Source organism: Arthrobacter sp. UNC362MFTsu5.1, from assembly GCF_000685965.1.
In the GTDB taxonomy this organism is placed as follows: Bacteria; Actinomycetota; Actinomycetes; order Actinomycetales; family Micrococcaceae; genus Arthrobacter.
The window spans coordinates 17,078-35,405 of sequence record NZ_JMLE01000007.1; the positions used below are offsets into that span (position 1 = coordinate 17,078).

General features: G+C 67.4%; 14 protein-coding genes and 1 tRNA gene. 4 read left to right on the plus strand and 11 right to left on the minus strand.

Going from position 1 to position 18,328, the window contains the following annotated elements:
- Positions 1–36: 36 nt before the first annotated feature.
- From pth to BS38_RS0108505, 5 genes are all read right to left on the minus strand, one after another.
- Positions 37–618: an aminoacyl-tRNA hydrolase gene (gene pth, locus BS38_RS0108485; protein ID WP_028270405.1), complete on the minus strand. Its 582-nt coding sequence runs from the start codon at positions 616–618 to the stop codon at positions 37–39.
- 91 nt (positions 619–709) lie between these two features.
- Positions 710–1,300, minus strand: coding sequence for a 50S ribosomal protein L25/general stress protein Ctc (locus BS38_RS0108490; RefSeq protein ID WP_028270406.1), 591 nt, complete (start codon positions 1,298–1,300; stop codon positions 710–712).
- A gap of 275 nt (positions 1,301–1,575) precedes the next feature.
- On the minus strand, positions 1,576–2,556 hold the full coding sequence (locus BS38_RS0108495; protein ID WP_028270407.1) for a ribose-phosphate diphosphokinase: 981 nt from the start codon (positions 2,554–2,556) through the stop codon (positions 1,576–1,578).
- Positions 2,553–4,079 carry a bifunctional UDP-N-acetylglucosamine diphosphorylase/glucosamine-1-phosphate N-acetyltransferase GlmU gene (glmU, locus tag BS38_RS0108500; protein ID WP_028270408.1) on the minus strand — a complete coding sequence of 509 codons (1,527 nt, stop codon included), beginning with the start codon at positions 4,077–4,079 and terminating at the stop codon, positions 2,553–2,555. Before glmU ends, BS38_RS0108495 begins: the two co-directional genes overlap by 4 nt.
- Before the next feature lie 93 nt (positions 4,080–4,172).
- A tRNA-Gln gene (locus tag BS38_RS0108505) sits at positions 4,173–4,244 on the minus strand.
- Between the two features lie 191 nt (positions 4,245–4,435).
- Here BS38_RS0108505 and BS38_RS0108510 point away from each other — a divergent pair.
- Positions 4,436–5,038 (plus strand): TetR/AcrR family transcriptional regulator, encoded by a 603-nt coding sequence (locus BS38_RS0108510; RefSeq protein ID WP_028270409.1) that lies wholly within the window; start codon positions 4,436–4,438, stop codon positions 5,036–5,038.
- Positions 5,039–5,144: 106 nt separating this feature from the next.
- Here the strand turns inward: BS38_RS0108510 and BS38_RS0108515 are convergent, their stop codons facing one another.
- The 5 genes from BS38_RS0108515 to BS38_RS0108535 all read right to left on the minus strand — a co-directional run bounded on the left by BS38_RS0108515 (position 5,145) and on the right by BS38_RS0108535 (position 11,493).
- Positions 5,145–6,980, minus strand: a complete 1,836-nt coding sequence (locus BS38_RS0108515; RefSeq protein ID WP_028270410.1) for an ABC-F family ATP-binding cassette domain-containing protein — start codon at positions 6,978–6,980, stop codon at positions 5,145–5,147.
- 62 nt (positions 6,981–7,042) lie between these two features.
- On the minus strand, positions 7,043–8,005 hold the full coding sequence (locus BS38_RS0108520) for a 4-(cytidine 5'-diphospho)-2-C-methyl-D-erythritol kinase (protein ID WP_028270411.1): 963 nt from the start codon (positions 8,003–8,005) through the stop codon (positions 7,043–7,045).
- An 82-nt stretch (positions 8,006–8,087) separates the two neighbouring features.
- Positions 8,088–8,975, minus strand: coding sequence for a 16S rRNA (adenine(1518)-N(6)/adenine(1519)-N(6))-dimethyltransferase RsmA (gene rsmA / locus BS38_RS0108525; protein WP_028270412.1), 888 nt, complete (start codon positions 8,973–8,975; stop codon positions 8,088–8,090).
- Between the two features lie 184 nt (positions 8,976–9,159).
- On the minus strand, positions 9,160–10,311 hold the full coding sequence (locus BS38_RS0108530) for a resuscitation-promoting factor (RefSeq protein ID WP_028270413.1): 1,152 nt from the start codon (positions 10,309–10,311) through the stop codon (positions 9,160–9,162).
- 294 nt (positions 10,312–10,605) lie between these two features.
- Entirely contained in the window at positions 10,606–11,493 is an 888-nt protein-coding gene (locus BS38_RS0108535; RefSeq protein WP_028270414.1) for a TatD family hydrolase, read from the minus strand.
- Between the two features lie 173 nt (positions 11,494–11,666).
- Between BS38_RS0108535 and BS38_RS24755 the strand changes: the two genes are divergently transcribed.
- Genes BS38_RS24755 through BS38_RS0108550 form a run of 3 tightly spaced genes read left to right on the plus strand, consistent with a single transcriptional unit; the run spans position 11,667 to position 16,731 of the window.
- On the plus strand, positions 11,667–12,785 hold the full coding sequence (locus BS38_RS24755) for an AAA family ATPase (protein ID WP_043438132.1): 1,119 nt from the start codon (positions 11,667–11,669) through the stop codon (positions 12,783–12,785).
- A gap of 14 nt (positions 12,786–12,799) precedes the next feature.
- On the plus strand, positions 12,800–14,200 hold the full coding sequence (locus BS38_RS0108545; RefSeq protein ID WP_028270415.1) for a DUF58 domain-containing protein: 1,401 nt from the start codon (positions 12,800–12,802) through the stop codon (positions 14,198–14,200).
- Positions 14,197–16,731 carry a DUF3488 and transglutaminase-like domain-containing protein gene (locus tag BS38_RS0108550; RefSeq protein WP_028270416.1) on the plus strand — a complete coding sequence of 845 codons (2,535 nt, stop codon included), beginning with the start codon at positions 14,197–14,199 and terminating at the stop codon, positions 16,729–16,731. Before BS38_RS0108545 ends, BS38_RS0108550 begins: the two co-directional genes overlap by 4 nt.
- A gap of 24 nt (positions 16,732–16,755) precedes the next feature.
- Here BS38_RS0108550 and BS38_RS0108555 read toward each other — a convergent pair whose 3' ends face one another.
- Positions 16,756–18,255: an NAD-dependent succinate-semialdehyde dehydrogenase gene (locus BS38_RS0108555; RefSeq protein ID WP_028270417.1), complete on the minus strand. Its 1,500-nt coding sequence runs from the start codon at positions 18,253–18,255 to the stop codon at positions 16,756–16,758.
- Positions 18,256–18,328: the final 73 nt, after the last annotated feature.

The following is an 18,328-nucleotide window of genomic DNA, read 5'->3' on the forward strand; positions in this document are numbered from 1 at the left end:
GGCTACCGCTAAAGAGGCGGTTTCGAGGCAACGTTACTAAACCGACGTGTGATATTTCTGCTGCGCGGCAGCAAGGCCGTCCTTGATGACAATCTCCACGGCGTCGGCGGCGTCATCCAGGAGGAACGGCAGTTCCTTCTTTTCGGCCGTGGCGAAGTCCTTCAGAACAAAGTCGGCGGTATCCATCCGGCCCGGCGGGCGGCCCACTCCGACGCGGACCCGAAGGTAGTCCTTGGTGGCCAGCGCTTTGGAAATGTCCCGGAGCCCGTTGTGGCCGCCTTCGCCGCCGCCGATCTTGAGCTTGACGGTATTGAAGGGAATGTCGATTTCGTCATGGACCGCCACGACGTGCTCCGGACCGATGTCGTAGAACTTCGATAGGGCGGACACCGGACCGCCGGAGACGTTCATGTAGCTCATGGGTTTGGCCAGGATGACGCGGGGTCCTCCGATCCCGAGCCGGCCCTCCAGGACGTGGGCGCGGGCCTTGTGGACTTTGAAACTGCCGCCCACCCGGCTCGCGAGTTCATCCAGCACCATTTGGCCGACGTTGTGACGGTTGTGGCTGTATTCGCTGCCGGGGTTGCCAAGGCCTACGATCAGCCAGGTGTCAGTCATTCGTCAATCCTAGGGTTGTTGCAAACGGGCTTTAATACGGCAGTGGCCGGGCCCCGACAGGGACCCGGCCACGAGAAACGGGCTGCCGGAATTACTCGGCTGAAGCCTCGGAGGTGGCGCCTTCGGAAGCCTCTTCGTCGGAAACCTCGGTGGCCTCGGAGATGTTGACCACCAGGGACTCGGGGTCGGCCAGCAGGATGGAACCCTTCGGCAGGACGAGGTCGGAAGCGTGGATGTGCTCGCCGGCGGAACGGCCTTCGATGCTGACCTCGACGGCGGTGGGCAGGTGGGTTGCCTCGGCCTCGAGGGAAACAACGGTCATTTCCTGGTTGTAGGCGTTGCCCGGAGCCAGTTCACCGGTGAGGTGGACGGGAACGTCGACGGTAACCTTTTCGCCGGTGCGGACGGTCAGGAGGTCGAGGTGCTCGACGATCTGCTTGATCGGGTTGCGCTGGATGTCCTTGACGAGGGCCAGGTGCTGTTCGCCGTTGATGTCCAGGGTCAGCAGGGCGTTGGCGGTGCGGACGGCCAGGGTGGTGGCCTTCGCCGGGAGGGTGATGTGGATCGGCTCTGCGCCGTGGCCGTAGATGACGGCGGGGATCAGGTTGGCCATGCGTGCGCGGCGGGCGAAGCCCTTGCCGAATTCGGTGCGTACTTCTGCTGCGAGCTTCTGCTCAGACATGTAAATCTCCTTGAAATCTAAACGGGTGTTCAGCAAGGGCGGAGGTCTGTTTGCGACCTTCAACGCCGGGCGGCCCGTGGCCGGCCCTTCAAGAAGGGAGATTCAGACCCAGTCGATAACGGAGACTGCTCTCCCTCGCCAAGGTATCGTGGACCAGCCTACCAGCGTTGGGCCCTGTTACTGAAAACGGGGCCCAACGCCGGCGGGCTCGGATCCCCACCAGCTCCCTAAGCTCGCAAGCTCGCTCAGGGAACCCTGCTGGCGTGGGCCCTGGCTTAGGCGTTGCCGTCGAACAGGCTGGTGACGGAGCCGTCGTCGAACACTTCACGGATGGCGCGGGCAATCAACGGTGCGATGGACAGCACTGTCAGCTGCGCGAAGCGCTTGTCAGCCGGGATGGGCAGCGTGTCGGTGACCACCACTTCGCGGGCACCCGACTCGGCGAGCCTGCGGGCAGCCGGGTCGGAGAAGACGGCGTGGGTCGCCGCGATGATGACATCCTTGGCGCCGGCGTTCTTCAGCACCTGGACGGCCCCGGAGATGGTTCCGCCGGTGTCGATCATGTCGTCGATCAGGACGCAGGTGCGGCCTTCGATCTGCCCCACGACGGTCTTGGACACGGCCTGGTTCGGAACCGTGAGGTCGCGGCTCTTGTGGACGAACGCCAGCGGGGCACCGCCGAGGCGCTCGGCCCACTGTTCGGCCACGCGGACGCGGCCGGTGTCCGGGGAGACAACGGTGATGTTGTCCGCGGCGACGCGCGTGCGGATGTAGTCGGCCAGCAGCGGGATGGCCATGAGGTGGTCAACCGGACCGTCGAAGAAGCCCTGGATCTGCGAGGTGTGCAGGTCAACGCTCATGATGCGGTCCGCGCCGGCCGTCTTGTACAGGTCAGCCACCAGACGGGCGGAGATCGGCTCGCGGCCGCGGCCCTTCTTGTCCTGGCGGGAGTAGGGGTAGAAGGGCGAAACCACGGTGATGCGCTTGGCGGATGCCCGCTTCAGCGAATCAATCATGATCAGCTGTTCCATGAGGTGGTTGTTCAGCGGGGCCGGGTGCGCCTGGATGACGAAGGCGTCCGTGCCGCGGACGCTCTCTCCGGCGCGTACGTAGATTTCCCCGTTGGCAAAATCGTAGGCATCCACCGGCAGCAGTTCAGTGCCCAGCTCCTTGGCGATCTCCCGCGCAAGCTCGGGGTGGGCCCGCCCTGCGGCGAGAACCAGTTTCTTCTCGCCGCGTGCCGTAATTTCGGTCATGATTGCTTGCCCTCTTCTGTAGGTGCCGGGGTGCTTGAGGAATCCAGGGGCGGCTGTGCCGCGGCTGTTTCGCTGACCGGCGCCGTTGCCCCCGCGGCTTCGGCCAGTACTGCTGAGATGGAGCCCGGCCGGTGCGAGACGACCCAGCCTTCGGCGTTCCGCTGCTTGGCCACCGAGATGGCCAGCGCGCCGGCGGGAACGTCCTGCCGGATCACCGCGCCGGCTCCGCTGTAGGCACCGTCGCCCACCTGGACCGGAGCGACGAAGACCGTGTTGGAACCCGTGCGCACGCCGGAGCCGATCACGGTGCGGTGCTTGTGCTCGCCGTCGTAGTTGGCCGTGATGTTGCCACAGCCGATGTTGGTGTCCTCGCCGATTTCCGCATCGCCGGCGTAGCCGAGGTGCGACAGTTTGGAACCGCGGCCGATCGTGACGTTCTTGGTTTCGTAGAAGGCGCCGATCTTGCCGGTCTCCCCCAGCACCGTTCCCGGGCGGAGGTAGGTGAACGGTCCGACGCTCGCGTTCGCGCCGATCGCAGCTCCGGAGCCGTGCGTCCGCGTCACCTTGGCGCCCTCGCCAATGGTGACGTCCGTCAGCGTGGTGTCAGGGCCGACGACGGCGTCCCTCGCCACCGTCGTGGCGCCGTGCAGCTGGGTGTTGGGCAGGATCCGGACGTCCTCGGCGAGGGTCACCGTGGAGTCGATCCACGTGGTGGCGGGGTCCACGACCGTCACACCGGCGCGCATCCAGGCCTCCACCGTGCGCCGGTTGTGTTCGGCTCCGAGTGCCGAGAGCTGGACGCGGTCGTTGGCGCCTTCGACCTGCCAGCGGTCGTTGGTGACCACGGCGGCCACCCGCCCGCCGGCCGCGCGGGCAATGCCCAGAACGTCGGTGAGGTACATCTCGCCCTGGGCATTGTCCGTGGTGACGTGGGCCAGTGCGTCGCGGAGGACGGCGGCGTCGAAGGCGTAGATCCCGGAATTGATTTCTCGGATTTCACGTTCCTCGTCGGAGGCGTCCTTGTGCTCGCGGATTCCCGTGACGGTGCCGTCGGCCGCCCGCAGGATCCGGCCGTAGCCTGCCGCGTCGTCGAGGACCGCGGTCAGGACCGTGACGGCGTTGCGTTCGTGTTCGTGGATCAGGACCAGCTCGGCAAGCAGCTCCGCCGAGAGCAACGGCACGTCGCCGTAGGTGACCACAACGGTGCCGCTGAGCGGTCCGCCGGCGTCGAGGGCTTCCAGCGCCGCCTGCACGGCGCGGCCGGTGCCGGGGACTTCATCCTGGTCCACGATCAGCGCCGCGGGATCAAGCCGGGAGACGTGCGCGGCCACGAGGTCGCGCTCGTGCCGGACCACAAGGGCCAGCTGGCGGGGATCGATGGTGCGGGCAGCACGCAGGGCGTGGCCAACCAGCGAAAGGCCGCCGATTTCGTGGAGAATCTTGGGCGTCCGGGATTTCATCCGGGTACCGGCACCTGCAGCTAGGACGATGACGGCGGCGGGGCCGGTTGTCTCGGGGCTCACGTACAGGCTCTCCTTGCTTGGTGGATCTCAGTTGCGCGCACTTTCACACCTTTGCCGGTCTGTTCCGGATCCGGGATCCGTCCGCAGCGGCAGTTCCGCCCATAGGATTCGAACCTATACTCCACGGCTCCAAAGGCCGGGGTGCTGCCATTACACCAGGGCGGACCGTGCCCGGACCCGCAGCCCCGTGGCACGAGAACCAATTCTGCCACGAAGGTCGGCGGACTTGCGACTCGGGGCCCGGTGCATCCCTAAGGCATGATGGGACGGTGAGCAAGATCAACGGTGCGCCCGCTGGCGCCGGAAGCCCTCCCGGCCGGCCCGTCAGGGCACCCGGTTACATCCCCCGGCCCCGCATGACCGGTGCGCAGCGCCGCTCACAGCTGATCGACATCGGACGCGGACTCTTCGCCATCCGGGGTCTTGACGGCACCACGATCGAAGAAATTGCGGCTGCTGCGGGCGTATCGAAGCCCGTGATCTATGAGCACTTCGGGTCCAAGGAAGGCCTCTACACCCAGGTGGTGGAGTACGAGTTCCGGATCCTGCTGGCCGCCATCAATGACGCCCTCACGGACGAAGCCAAGCCACGGGTCCAGGTGGAGCGGGCAGCACTGGCCCTGTTGACGTACATCGAGGACCGCACGGACGGATTCCGGATCCTGATGCGGGACGCACCGCCGTCGCAGCCCGAAGGCGCCTTTTCCACGCTGCTCTCCCACGTCACCGCGCGGGTGGAACACATCCTGTCCGACGAGTTCGCCCGCCGCGGGTTCAGTGCGGCCGACGGCGCCATGTACGCCCAGATGCTGGTGGGCATGGTGGCCATGACCGGGCAGTGGTGGCAGGACAGCCGCACGCCGGACAAGCGCGCCGTGGCCGCCCACCTGGTGAACCTCGCCTGGAACGGCCTCACGGGGCTGCAGAAGGAACCCGAGCTCCGGTCCGACGTGGACTAAGGCCCGCCGCCCGGTGAGGCAGTCATCCTCTGCGTGCTGCTCCTTCGTCGCTTTGACGCACGCTGCCGGATAACTCCCTCACCCGCATTGCTGGCCGGCCCCCTTATTACTCTCCGAGCACTTCCAGCGCTTCGAGCCATTCGAGTTCCAGGGCTTCGCGTTCTTCGGCCAGGGTTTTGAGTTTCTTGTTCAGGTCTGCCATGGCGTCGAAGTCGTTGTCGGCGGTGCTCTTGACCATCTGGGCGTGGATCTTTTCCTCCTGCTGGGTCAGTTTGCCCAGCTGGCGGTCGATCCGGTTCTTGGCTTTGCGGGCGTCGCGCTTCTGTGCTTCGGAGGGGCCGGCCGGGCCCTCGGCGGCGGGTGCCGAGCTGCCGCTGGCGCCGATGACGGGGTTGCCGCCGCCTGTGATGGTGGAGCCGGCCAGGGCGCCTTCGCGCAGTTCCAGGTACTGGTCCACGCCCCGCGGCAGCGCGCGGATCTTGCCGTCGCCCAACAGCGCCATCTGGTGGTCGGTTACGCGCTCCAGCAGGTAGCGGTCGTGGCTCACCACAACGAGCGTGCCCGGCCAGCCGTCCAGGACGTCTTCGACGGCGGCGAGCGTGTCGGTGTCCAGGTCGTTGGTGGGCTCGTCGAGCATCAGCACGTTGGGTTCGCCAACGAGCAGGCGCAGGAGCTGGAGGCGGCGGCGTTCGCCACCGGACAGGTCCTTGACCGGGGTCCACTGCTTCTCATTGGTGAAGCCGAGCTGTTCCACCAGCTGGCCGGCGCTGAATTCCTTGCCGCCAACATTGAAGGACCGCTTTTCGCGCTCGATCACTTCGATGACCCGCAGGTCCTTGACGTCGTCGAGTTCCTTGACCTCCTGGGTCAGCACGGCGGTAACAACGGTCTTGCCGCGCTTGACCTTGCCGGAGGTGGGCTGGATTTCGCCGTTGAGGAGCTTGAGCAGGGTGGTCTTGCCGGCGCCGTTGACGCCCACCAGCCCCAGCCGCTCCCCCGGTGCGAGGCGGAGGGTGATGTTGTCGAAGAGCTTCTGGCCGGCTTCGCCACCGAGGAAGTCCAGGGAAACGTGCTCAAGGTCCAGCACGTCCTTGCCGAGGCGCGCCGTGGCCATCTTGCTCAGCGCCATCGAGTCGCGGGGCTCCGGGACGTCGGCGATCAGCGCGTTGGCGGCTTCGATGCGGAACTTCGGCTTGGCGGTGCGGGCGGGGGCGCCGCGGCGCAGCCAGGCGAGTTCCTTCTTGACGAGCTGCTGGCGCTTGCCTTCCATTACCGAAGCCGAGCGGTCCCGTTCGGCGCGGGCCAGGACGTAGGCCGCGTAGCCGCCTTCGAACGGGTCCATGATTCCGTCGTGGATTTCCCAGGTCTTGTTGCAGACTTCGTCGAGGAACCAGCGGTCGTGGGTGACCACCAGGAAGGCGCCCTGGTTGGCGCGCCAGCGGGTCTTGAGGTGGCGGGAGAGCCAGGCGACCCCTTCGACGTCGAGGTGGTTGGTGGGCTCATCGAGCATGATGACGTCGTGGTCTTCGATCAGCAGCTTGGCCAGCGCAACGCGCCGTTTCTGCCCGCCGGAGAGGGCATGTACGTTGGCGTGCCAGTCGACGTCGGACACCAGGCCGCCCATGACCTCGCGGATCTGCGGGTTGCGGGCCCATTCGTAGTCCGCCTGGTCGCCGACGATGGCGGCACCGACCGTGAGGTCGCCGTCGAGCACGTCGCTCTGGTCGAGGTAGCCGATGTTGACTTCGCTGCGCTTGGTCACGCGGCCGGAATCGGGGGTGGAGCGCATCGCCAGCAGGCGCATGAGGGTGGACTTGCCGTCGCCGTTTCGGCCCACCATGCCGATCCGGTCACCCTCTTCAAGGCCGAGGGTAACGCCGTCGAGGACGGTGCGGGTTGCATACGAGACCGTGAGGTTCTCGCCGCCGAGCAGGTGAGCCACTGGGAACTGCTTTCTTCGGTGGAAATTCGTCGAACGTAAAGGGTCGAACGGGGTCGGAAGTACTAAAGGAGCGTATCGGAGATGATGCGGGCCCCGTGCACCGGTCCATGGACGGCCAGTGCGTTCAGGCCGTGATGGCCGAGGTCCTCCGCGAGGCTGGCAGCCGCTGCAGGGCTGTGCGTGAGCAGGGCCACGGTGGGGCCGGACCCTGAAACAAGTCCGGCGATCGCTCCGCACGATTCGCCAAGTCCAAGGATATCGCGCAGTCCCGGCGCCAGCTCAATGGAGGCCCGCTGGAGGTCGTTGACCAGGACGCGGCTCAAGGCGTCCGCGTCCCCGCTGCGCAGCGCCTGCAGGATCTTCGGATCCACGGCGTCGGGCTCTTCCACGGTGACGCCTTCGGCGAGGCGAAGGCGGTCCAGGGTGCGGAAGACCTCCGGCGTGGACAGCCCGTAGTCGGCCGTGACCAGGACCCAGTCCATTTGCGCTTTGGCCAGCGCGGGAGACAACTCATCCCCTACGCCGAGTCCCACCGCGGTGCCGCCGAGGAGGGAAAACGGGACGTCGGCCCCGAGTTCTGCGGCCAGGTGGGCGAGCTCATCACGGGACAGCCCGCTGTTCCAGAGGGCGTCGCAGGCGAGCAGCGTGGCTGCGGCGTCTGCTGATCCTCCCCCCATGCCGCCGGCCACGGGGACCCGCTTGGTGATTTCCAGGTGGACACCGGTGGAGTGCTCGGACACGTCTGCCATGATGGCGGCCGCCTTGTAGGCGAGATTCCGTTCGTCGAGCGGTATGTCCACGTCCGCCAGATCCAGCGTGCTGGCCGGACTGATGCTGACCGTAATGCCCTCCGTGGGAGTGCTGGTGGCAGCCACTTCCTCGTAGAGGGAAACGGCGAGGTAGACACTGGCCACGGAATGGTAGCCGTCCTCACGCAGCGGGCCCACATCCAGCGAGACGTTGATTTTGCCGGGAGCCTTGACCCGGACCGTCCTCGCGGCAAAGCGCCCTCTCACTGCGTTCATGAGTCCAAGCTATGGCATGGCAGCGTCAGGCTCCAAGCATGCGCACCCATGGTGACACCCGATGCGGCAGCGCCCCTGCGACTCAACCCTGCGCGGCCTGACGGGCTTCGGCAATCCGCGCGAACGCCGCGATGTCGATTACTTCGCCCCGGGCAGTGGGATCAACACCTGCCGCCAGCAGGCAACGTTCGGCCTCCGCGGCGCTTCCGGCCCATCCGGCCAGGGCGGCACGCAGGGTTTTCCGGCGCTGCGCGAACGCGGCGTCGATGACGGCGAAGACCTGTTCGCGGGTGGCCGACGTCACCGGCGGCTCACGGCGGGTGAAGGCGACAAGCCCCGAGTGGATCTTGGGTGCAGGCCAGAAGACATTCATGCCGATCACGCCGGCCTTGCGCATGCTGCTGTACCAGGCGGCCTTCACCGACGGCACACCGTAGGTCTTGGACCCGGGGCCGGCGGCGAGCCGGTCCGCCACCTCGTCCTGGACCATGACCAGGCCGTGCCGGAGGCTCGGGAAGTGCTGCAGGAGGTGGAGCACCACCGGCACCGCGACGTTGTACGGGAGGTTCGCCACGAGGGCAGTGGGTTCCACCGGCAGTTCCGTGACCCTCATGGCGTCGGCCAGCACCAGATGGAAATCCTTGGCGGCGTCGGGGCGCCACTGCTGCACAGTGCCCGGCAGTTTGGCGGCGAGGACCGGATCGATTTCGACGGCGACGACCGACTTGGCGGCGTCCAGCAATCCCAGGGTGAGCGAGCCCAGTCCGGGACCCACCTCGAGGACGGTCTCGTCGGCGTGGATGTCAGCGGCAGCGACGATCCGGCGGATGGTGTTGCCGTCGATCACGAAGTTCTGGCCCAGGGTCTTCGTGGGGCGGACCCCGATTTCCTCGGCGAGCCGGCGGACGTCGGAGGCGCCAAAGAGTGGTGCGGGCGCGGTGCCGGAGGCGGCGGGGGTCGGTTCAGTCACCTAGGTATCCTATCCCGCCGGCCTGCGGCGGCCGTGTCCGACGCCGGCCGGCGCTGCCGTCCCAGGCGGCAGTATTCGGAGGGGTCGCCATGGGGACGGCAAAGGGCCAGGTCCGGCGTTCCGGACCTGGCCCTTTATTGCGTCGCGGCGGTGGTCAGCTGCCGCGATACACGATCAGTAACTGCTAGCTGGTCGCTGCCCAGCCGCAGCCCCAGGGCTGGAGGCCGCGCTGTGCGTACACGCGGTTGGCGATGTCGATCTGCTGCGCCTTGGTGGCGAGGCTGGCGTTGGGTGCGTACGCCCCGCCGCCGGAACCAATCCAGGTCTGGATGTCGAACTGCAGTCCGCCGTAGTAGCCGTTTCCGGAGTTGATGGACCAGTTGCCGGTGGATTCGCACTGCGCGATCTTGTCCCACATGGCTTCGTTCATCATGGCGGGGGCTGCTGCGCCGGTGTTCGCGGCGGCTTCAGCCTTGGGCTTTTCCTTGGTCCCCACGGAGACCTTTTCGGTCACGGGCTGGACGGAGACGGTCTCGGAGACGAGGGTCCGGGCGGCTTCGCGGCCGTCCACCAGCACGAGCTTGAAGTTCTTGTCCACCTTGCCGGGGACACCGGCCTGGGTGACCTTCTTCTCGCCCACGAAGAGATCGGCGCTTTCGGAACTCATCGTGTCGAAAGGAACCTCCTCGGAGGTGGCGGCTGTCTTGGTGGAATCCACCCGGGACACCTTGATGGCCATGTCATTGACGACGTGGGCGTTGCGGGGCTGGGACAGCCGGTCGCCTGCGCCGACGGTTACTCCGGCGTCATTGAGGACCTCAGCCACGGTTGCCGCAGTGGTGGTCGCCTTGGTGGCCTTGCCGTCCGCCAGGATGCTGACGGTCTTGGGGGTGGAGATGGCCACAAAGGAACCGGAAACGGCAAGCTGGGCGTCCTTCGGCACGGAGACTTCCGAGGCGCTGGCAACGCCGAGTTCCGTGACCAGTCCTTCGACATTGGCCGAGGTGGTGTTAATGGTCTTTTCTGCCCCGTCGAGGCTGATCTTCACGGCCTTGGCGAGATTGACGTTGATGACCGAGCCATCCTCCACGCGGGCGTCCGCAGACGGGGATACCCGGTCCGCGGCCTGCAGCTCCACCTTGGCACTCTTGACCACTTGGCCTACGGTCCCGCCGAAGGTCTGGACGGAGCTGACTTTGCCGTCCACGTTCAGGGTGACTGTCTTGTTGTTGCCTACGAAGGCCACGAGGCCCAGCACGAGTGCCGAGAGCACAACCAGCTGGGCGCCGACCTTGACGAAACTGAATTTACCGTCCGAAGTGAAGAACTTGACCACGATTGCCCGTAACTCTAGGACCATCCGGGCACGGGGAAAAACGCACATCACCCACCGACGCAAACACCCTCAGGGCAACTCCGGACATGGTCCGGATGTTTGCAGCAGACGTGTGCGCCGCCATGCTCAGGACTCCGCAGACCAGCCTCTCGGCAGGTCCGGAACTGAGCGAAATTATCCGAAGGCCTTCCCCGACCCCGGCTAATAGTTATCCACTGTAACCGAAGCGTTATAAAGCATCCAAGATTTTGTGCATACCTGGTATTCCTGAGGGTTCCCTGATCGGGGCTCTCCTCAGTCCCAGGATCCGTACGCCTGCAGGGAATTCCGGGCAATCCGAGCGCAAATGTCGGACAAATCAGTGCTTGTCAACTCGGCCATGGCACGGACCGTATGAGGGATCAGGTAACTGGCGTTGGGCCGGCCGCGGAAGGGGTGCGGGGTCAGGAAGGGCGCATCGGTTTCCACCAGGACCCGGGCAGGGTCGGCAATCACAAGTGCTTCACGGAGGTTGGCCGCGTTCTTGAACGTGACCGTTCCTGCGAACGACATGTACCAGCCTTCGTTGTTGCAGGTGCGGGCGAGCTGTTCATCTCCGGAGAAGCAATGGAACACCACCCGCTCGGGGGCGCCCTCTTCGCGCAGGACCTGGACAACGTCGTCGTGGGCGTCCCGGTCATGGATCTGCAGCGTCAGGCCGAGGCGCTTGGCAATGTCGATGTGGCGCCGGAACGAGTACCGCTGGTGCTTCAGCCCCTCCCCCTCGGTGCGGAAGAAATCCAGGCCCGTCTCACCAATGGCACGGATCCTGGGATGCGCTGCCAGGGCCTCGATCTCGGCCAGCGCATCCTCCAGTTCGCCGCGGGCGGCGTAGTCCGGGGCGTCGTTGGGGTGGATGGCCACAGCACCGAGAAGGCGGGGGTCCAGGTCAACGGCCTGCACCGTGAACCGGGAGGATTCCAGGTCGCAGCCAACCTGCACGGCTCCCTGCACGCCTACTGACGCCGCAACGTCCAGTGCGGCGGCCACCTCCACCTTCACGTCGGCGTTGGGGAAGTCCAGGTGCGTGTGGTTGTCCATGACCGGGACGGGCAGCGGCTCGGGAGCGGGCGGATAGCCCTGCCGGCCGGAGCCGTCGCTTCCGGGCACGCGAAACGGGGCTGGCGTCAACGGGGTGTTCATCCTTCTACCCTAGCTTCCCGGGCTTCCCGGATCCTGCCGGGAAATACCGGAACTCTCTGTTAGCCCCGGCAGTTGTGTTAGTAGTCTGGTGGCATACGGGCGAACGCCCGACGGCGGGCGCCGGCACTTCCTGCCAACCCGTGCCAGGCTTCCCCAGGTCTGAAAGGCTGCCGATGGACTCCCACAGACGCACGACAGTAGATGAAGCCCTCCCTGACGGGCAGGTCTTCCCCGACGGTGCGGGAGTGGCGGGAAACCCACTGAACGGGACCCGGCCGCCGGCCATGGACGCCGAAGCCTTCCACGCCGCCAGCGAGCGCATCCTGTCAGCCATTAATACGGTCATCGACGGCAAGGCCGAAGCGGCGAAGCTTGCCCTGACGGTTCTTCTGGCCCAGGGGCACCTGCTGCTTGAGGATGTTCCCGGTGTGGGAAAGACGCTGCTCGCCAAGACACTCGCCCGCACCATCGACTGCTCGGTGAGCAGGATCCAGTTCACCCCGGACCTCCTGCCCTCGGACGTCACAGGTGTGTCCATCTACAACCAGGCCTCGCGGCTGTTCGAATTCAGGCCCGGCGCCGTGTTCGCGAACATTGTCATCGGGGACGAGATCAACCGCGCTTCCGCAAAGACCCAGTCTGCGCTCCTGGAGTGCATGGAAGAGCACCAGGTCACAGTGGACGGGCACTCCTACAAGCTGGACGAGCCCTTTATGGTGGTGGCCACCCAGAATCCCATTGAGATGGAAGGGACCTATCCGCTGCCGGAAGCGCAGCGCGACCGGTTTATGGCCCGGATCTCCATGGGCTATCCGGACAAGGACTCGGAGATCGAGATGCTGGAGACGCACCAGGCGACCTCGCCGCTGACCCGGGTGACCGCCGTCGTCACTTCGGCCGATGTGGCCGGCATGATCGCCGCCGTCCAGCGCGTCTACGTTTCGCAGGCAGTCAAGGAGTACACCGTGGCGCTGGGGCGCGCCACCCGCGAAAGCGCCATGCTCCGCCTCGGCGCCAGTCCCCGGTCCATGCTCCAACTGCTGCGGGCGGCGAAGGCCACCGCCGCGCTGGAGGGCCGGAACTTCGTGCTGCCCGACGACGTCGTCACCGTTGCCGAAGCCGTGCTGGCGCACAGGATCATCCTCGACCGCAAGGCCGCCAGCACGGGCGAAACCCCGCACAGTGTCATCCGCAGCATCCTGGCCAAACTTCCTGTGCCGCAGGAAATGTCCGCAGCCCCCTCCCGGGCCGGCAGCCCGCGCGGCGGCGCGGACCTTCGGCACAGCCGCTAGCGGACGGCGCCACGATGGCCCTCACCGACAGGCTCCCGCGGCATCTCTTCAGCACTCGCGGCTGGGGGTTGCTGGCTGCCGGTGTGGTCTCATTGCTGGCAGCACAGGTCATGGGCAGGCGCGACCTCCTCTCGCTCGGCATCCTGCTGATCGTCCTCCCGCTGGTTTCACTGGCAGGGATACGCCTCCTCAAGCCCCGGTTCAAGGTGTACCGGGAATTCAGCCCAGCCAGTGTGGAAACGTCCTCGACCACCACCGTGCGCCTCGCTGTGGCCCGGACCGGCCCGGCCACCGGCCAGGTCATCATGGAGGAACGCCTCCCGTCGCGGTTCGGTGAGTCGCCGGCCTTCCGTTTCCCGTCACGCTCGGCGACCGGCGGGACCAGCCGCTACGAATACCACCTCCGGTCCGGCAAACGGGGTCAGTTCGTCATTGGCCCGGTGACGGCCGAGTTCACCGATCCCTTTGGACTTTCGCTGCACCGCCACGCAATCGACGACGGCGACACCCTGACGGTGACGCCCGCCGCCGTCGAACTCCCCGCGACGGGACTTGCCGGCGCACGCGGCAACGACGGCGTCACGGCCACGCGCATCCGGGCAAACCCGAGCGACGACGACGTCATGACCCGCGAATACCGCCACGGAGATCCGATGCGCCGGGTCCACTGGGCCGCGACCGCCAGGCACGGGGCCCTGATGGTGCGGCAAGAGGAATCCGTGACCACGCCGGAGGCCACCATCATCCTGGACCAGCGGTGGTCGGCGTTTGCGCGCGGACCGGGCGCCGCCTTTTCTGCCACGTCCGGTGAGGACGGCCACGAACTGGTCACCAGCGACGCCTTCGAATGGGCGGTTACGGCCGCCATGTCGGTGAGCGCCCATCTGGCCGAACGCAACTACGCCCTGCGGTTCCTCGACCCCGCGGGGGAAGCGGCCTTCCTGCAATCCCCCTCCGCCCCGGAACCGGAGGCCGAGGAATACACCGGGTCCGCGGGCCTGCAGTCCATCGCCGAGAGCCTGGCGGCCATCCAGCTCTCCGGCGCCCACCATGCAGCGCACCATGCAGCGCCCGAATCGGGTCAGCGGGCCTTCGACGACCGGCTCATGGACAAGCTTTCCGCCCACCGCCAGCGCGGCCCCATCATGGCGATCCTGGGCCACGTGCAGGCAGCCGAGGCACGCTCGCTGTCCGCCGCCGCCGGGTTCGGGGCCAACGCCTTTGCGATCATCGTCACCGACCATCCCGGAGAGTGCCGCGACGCCGTTGAGGTCCTGCGGTCCGGCGGCTGGCGGGCCGTGGCCATCACCCCCGGCACATCGGTGGCAGCGGCGTGGTCCTCTTTCGACCAGCGCGATGCGGCTGCCGCCACGGCCGCCGCGGACGTCCGCCGCGCCACAGGAGTCAGCCGATGACCATGACTCCCCAGCGGCACTCCGGTCCGGGGACCGGCCGCACGTCCGAGGTCCTGGCACCAGCCACGGCGCCGGCTCCACGGCCGCGCCGGGTCGGCGCGCAGCCCTGGGTCATGGCCGCTGCCGTCGCCCTGGCCGTCGCCGGCGCCGCCCTGTCCCTGAACGGAGTGCTGCGGGGCTGGGCCTGGTATCTTCCGGTGCTGACCACAGTCTTTGTTGTTGCCCTGGCCATGGCCGCCCTGAGGTCGCTGCGGGCGCAACCCTTCCTGGTGGCGCTCGGCGGCTTCGCAGCGCTCGTCTTCATCCTGACCTTCACGTTCTTCCGCAGGTTCAGCATCGCCGGGTTCATTCCGTCCGGGGACACCATGGAGCAGTTGGGCCGGTATCTGCGCCGGGCCAGCGAAACCGTCCTGGCCGAGAGCTCCCCCGTGGCCCCGAACGCCGGCATCGTACTGGTCACCTGCGCGGTCCTGGGCCTGGTGGTCATCTTGGTCGATGCCCTTGCGGTGCCCCTGGCTCTTCCGGCAACCAGCGGGCTGGGGCTCGTGGCCGTCCTGGTGGTACCGGCCATGGTCAAACCGCAGAGCGTCGGGCCGTGGGCGTTTGCGGCCGCTGCCGCCGGCTACCTCATGATCCTTGCCTGCAGCCAGTGGTTCGCCCCGGCTGACCGCACCGTGGCCGACACCGCCCGGAATCCCGGACAGTTCCGCCGTGCGGCCCTCACGGGGGGCATGGCGCTGGTGATCACGCTCCTCCTCCCCCTCGCCATTCCGGGCTTCGACCAAGGCACGTTTCCGCAGGGTTCCAGGCTCAACCCGTGGGGTTCGTCCACCGGCCTCAACCCCATGATCAGCCTGGGCAACAGCTTGCGGAGTCCATCCGGCGACGGGCGCATCACCTATGCCACCAGTGCCAGCAGGCCCCCTTACCTGCGGTCCGTCACCGTGGACCGGTTCGACGGCGATTCGTGGTCACCGGACGACCGTGACGGGTCCCGCCGGGTGGGCGTCGGGCGGATGGACACCGGGTATGAGATCGTCGCTGACGAGCAGGTCCGGCAGGTCACTGCGATCAATACCGGGCGTTTCACCAGCCCCTACCTGCCGGCGCCGTACGCTCCGGACTCGGTCAACGGCCTGGACGGGCGGTGGAGCTGGGATCCGGCCACCCTGAGCATCAAGGGCGTGGACACCAACTCACGGAACCAGCAGTACGTTGTGCAGTCCAGCGCCCCCAGGCTCACGCCCGAACTGTTGTCCCGGTCTTCGGCGGCGGTTCGCGGGATCTCGGAGGAATTCATCCGGCCGCCCAACAACGTGCCGGACATCGTGCGCAGCACCGCGGACACGGTGACCGCGGGAAGCAGCACGGCGTATGCCAAGGCAATGGCCATCCAGAACTACCTGCGCTCCGTCGAATTCACCTATTCCCTGCAGTCCCCCGTGCAGGGCGGCTACGACGGCAACGGGCTCTCCGTTCTGGCGGACTTCCTGACCCAGAAGAGCGGCTATTGCATCCATTTCGCCTCGGCCATGGCCGTGATGGCCAGGCTGGAAGGGATCCCCAGCCGCATCGCCGTGGGGTATGCACCGGGCCGGTCCACGGGCGGCACGGTTTCGGTTCCCGGGCAGGGCGCACTGACAGAATACGAAGTTGACTCCAGGGACGCGCACGCCTGGCCGGAACTGTATTTCCAAGGACTCGGCTGGGTGGCATTCGAACCCACACCTTCCCGTGGCATGGTGCCGGACTACGCAGCGCAGGCCTTCACGCCGGGCGGCGCCGGCACCAATGAAAACAACGACGACCTCATCCCGTCCAATGCCGCCACACCGGGTGCCACACCGGAAACACCCGCGCCGCTCCCCGGGCTGGATTCGGCCGGTGAGGCAGGGCACCCGCTGACGCTCCCGCTCTACGGCGCCGCCGGCCTCCTGGTCCTTGCGCTGATCGCCGCATCGCCCCGGATGGTCCGCACCGGCCTGCGGTCACAACGGCTCAGGCGCGCACCGTCCCCGGGGGGCAACGCGGCCGCGGCAGCCTGGGCCGAGCTACGGGATCTGGCCACCGACTACGGACTGGCTCCCGGCCTCAGCGAAACTCCGCGGCACTTCTCCGGCCGGTTGCGCTCGTCGGCTGCCCTGGGCGGGCCGGACAATGCGGACGACGCCGGCGCCCGGGCGGTTGCGTCGCTGACCGCTGACTACGAACGCCAGCAGTACGGGCCGCCGGCCGGGACGCCCGACGGCGCCGCCGCTGCCGGGGCTGCGGGAACTGCCGGGGCCGCCGGCGCCGCCGCACCCTCCGCGGCAGACAGGATGGCGGTGGTGCAGGCATCGCTGCGGAGGCACTCGCGGCCGGCCCGCAGGCTCCGGGCGGAATGGCTGCCGCCGTCGGTCATGAACCGGTGGGGGCGCATCGTCACCGCCCCGTTACGTGCCGTCGCACGGGCCGCCGCCATACCGGCGCAGGCCGCCGCGCGGTCCTGGCGGACGGTGCGCGACGGCCTGCGGAGGCTGCGGCAGGGTTAGCCTGCCGGCCGGACTGCGTCCGGACTAGCCGGCGTAGGGGTCGGCGATGCCGATGTACTGGGTGTACAGGTATTCCTCGATGCCCTCCAGGCCGCCTTCGCGGCCCAGGCCGGACTGCTTGACGCCGCCGAACGGGGCGGCCGCGTTGGACACGACGCCGGCGTTCAGGCCGAGCATGCCGGTCTCGAGGCGTTCGCCCATCCGGATGCCCCGGTTCAGGTCCCTGGTAAACACGTAGGCCACCAGGCCGTACTCGGTGTTGTTGGCCAGGCGGACCGCCTCGTCCTCGCTGCCGAAGGTGATGATCGGCGCGACCGGCCCGAAGATCTCCTCGGACAGGATCCGGGTGCCCTCAGTGACGCCCTTGAGGATGGTGGGCTGGTAGAAGTAGCCCGGACCGTCCACCGGACCGCCGCCGGCCACTGCCACGGCGCCGGAGTTCACGGCGTCGGTGACGAGCTCGTGGACCTTGTCCCGGCTCTTGGCATCGATCAGCGGACCCACCTTGGACTCCGGCTCGGTGCCGCGGGCGGTGGTCATCTCGCCCATTTTCGCGGCGAACTTCTCCGCGAACTCGTCCGCGACGGACTCGTGCACAATGAACCGGTTGGCCGCGGTGCAGGCCTCGCCCATGTTCCGCAGCTTCGCCAGCATCGCCCCGGCCACGGCGGCGTCCACGTCGGCGTCCTCGAAGACCACGAACGGGGCATTTCCGCCGAGTTCCATGGAGGTCCGCAGCACGGTTTCGGACGCATCCGAGAGCAGCCGGCGGCCCACCTCGGTGGAGCCGGTGAAGGAAAGCTTCCGCAGCCGGGAGTCCTTGATCAACGGGCCCGTCGTGGCGCCGGCCGTGGAGGTGGGGATGACGTTCAGGACACCGGCGGGCAGTCCGGCCTCCTGCATCACAGCGGCGAACAGCTGGGAGGTCAGCGGGGTCAGGTTGGCGGATTTGAGCACCATGGTGCAGCCGGCGGCAACGGCCGGGGCGATCTTGCGGGTGGCCATCGCCAGCGGGAAGTTCCACGGCGTGATCAGCAGGCAGGGCCCCACCGGCTTCTTCGTCACCAGAAGGCGGGACTTGCCGTCCGGGGACACCGAGTAGCGGCCGAATGCACGGACGGCTTCCTCGGAGAACCAGCGCAGGAACTCGGCGCCGTAGGTGACCTCGCCGCGGGCTTCGGCCAGCGGCTTGCCCATCTCCATGGTCATCAGCAGCGCGAAGTCCTCGGCGCGGGCGGTGACCATTTCGAACGCACGGCGCAGGATTTCGCCGCGCTCACGGGGCGGGACCTTGGCCCAGGAATCCTGCGCGGCAACGGCAGCATCGAGGGCAGCCTTGCCGTCCTCGGCCCCGGCGTCAGCGATGCTGAGCAGGACCTTTCCGGTGGCGGGATCTTCGACGTCGAACGTCTTCCCGGACGCCGCCGGGCGCCATTCGCCGTTGATCAGCAGGCCGGTGGGAACAGAGGCCAGCAGCTCGCTCTCGCGCTCCGCAGTAACAGTGGGCTGTGCAGTTACAGTCACGATGACTCCCTCGTCAGCAATTGGGGTGTGGGATGGGTTCAGCTCTCGGCTGCTTTACAGCCACGGTACTGCC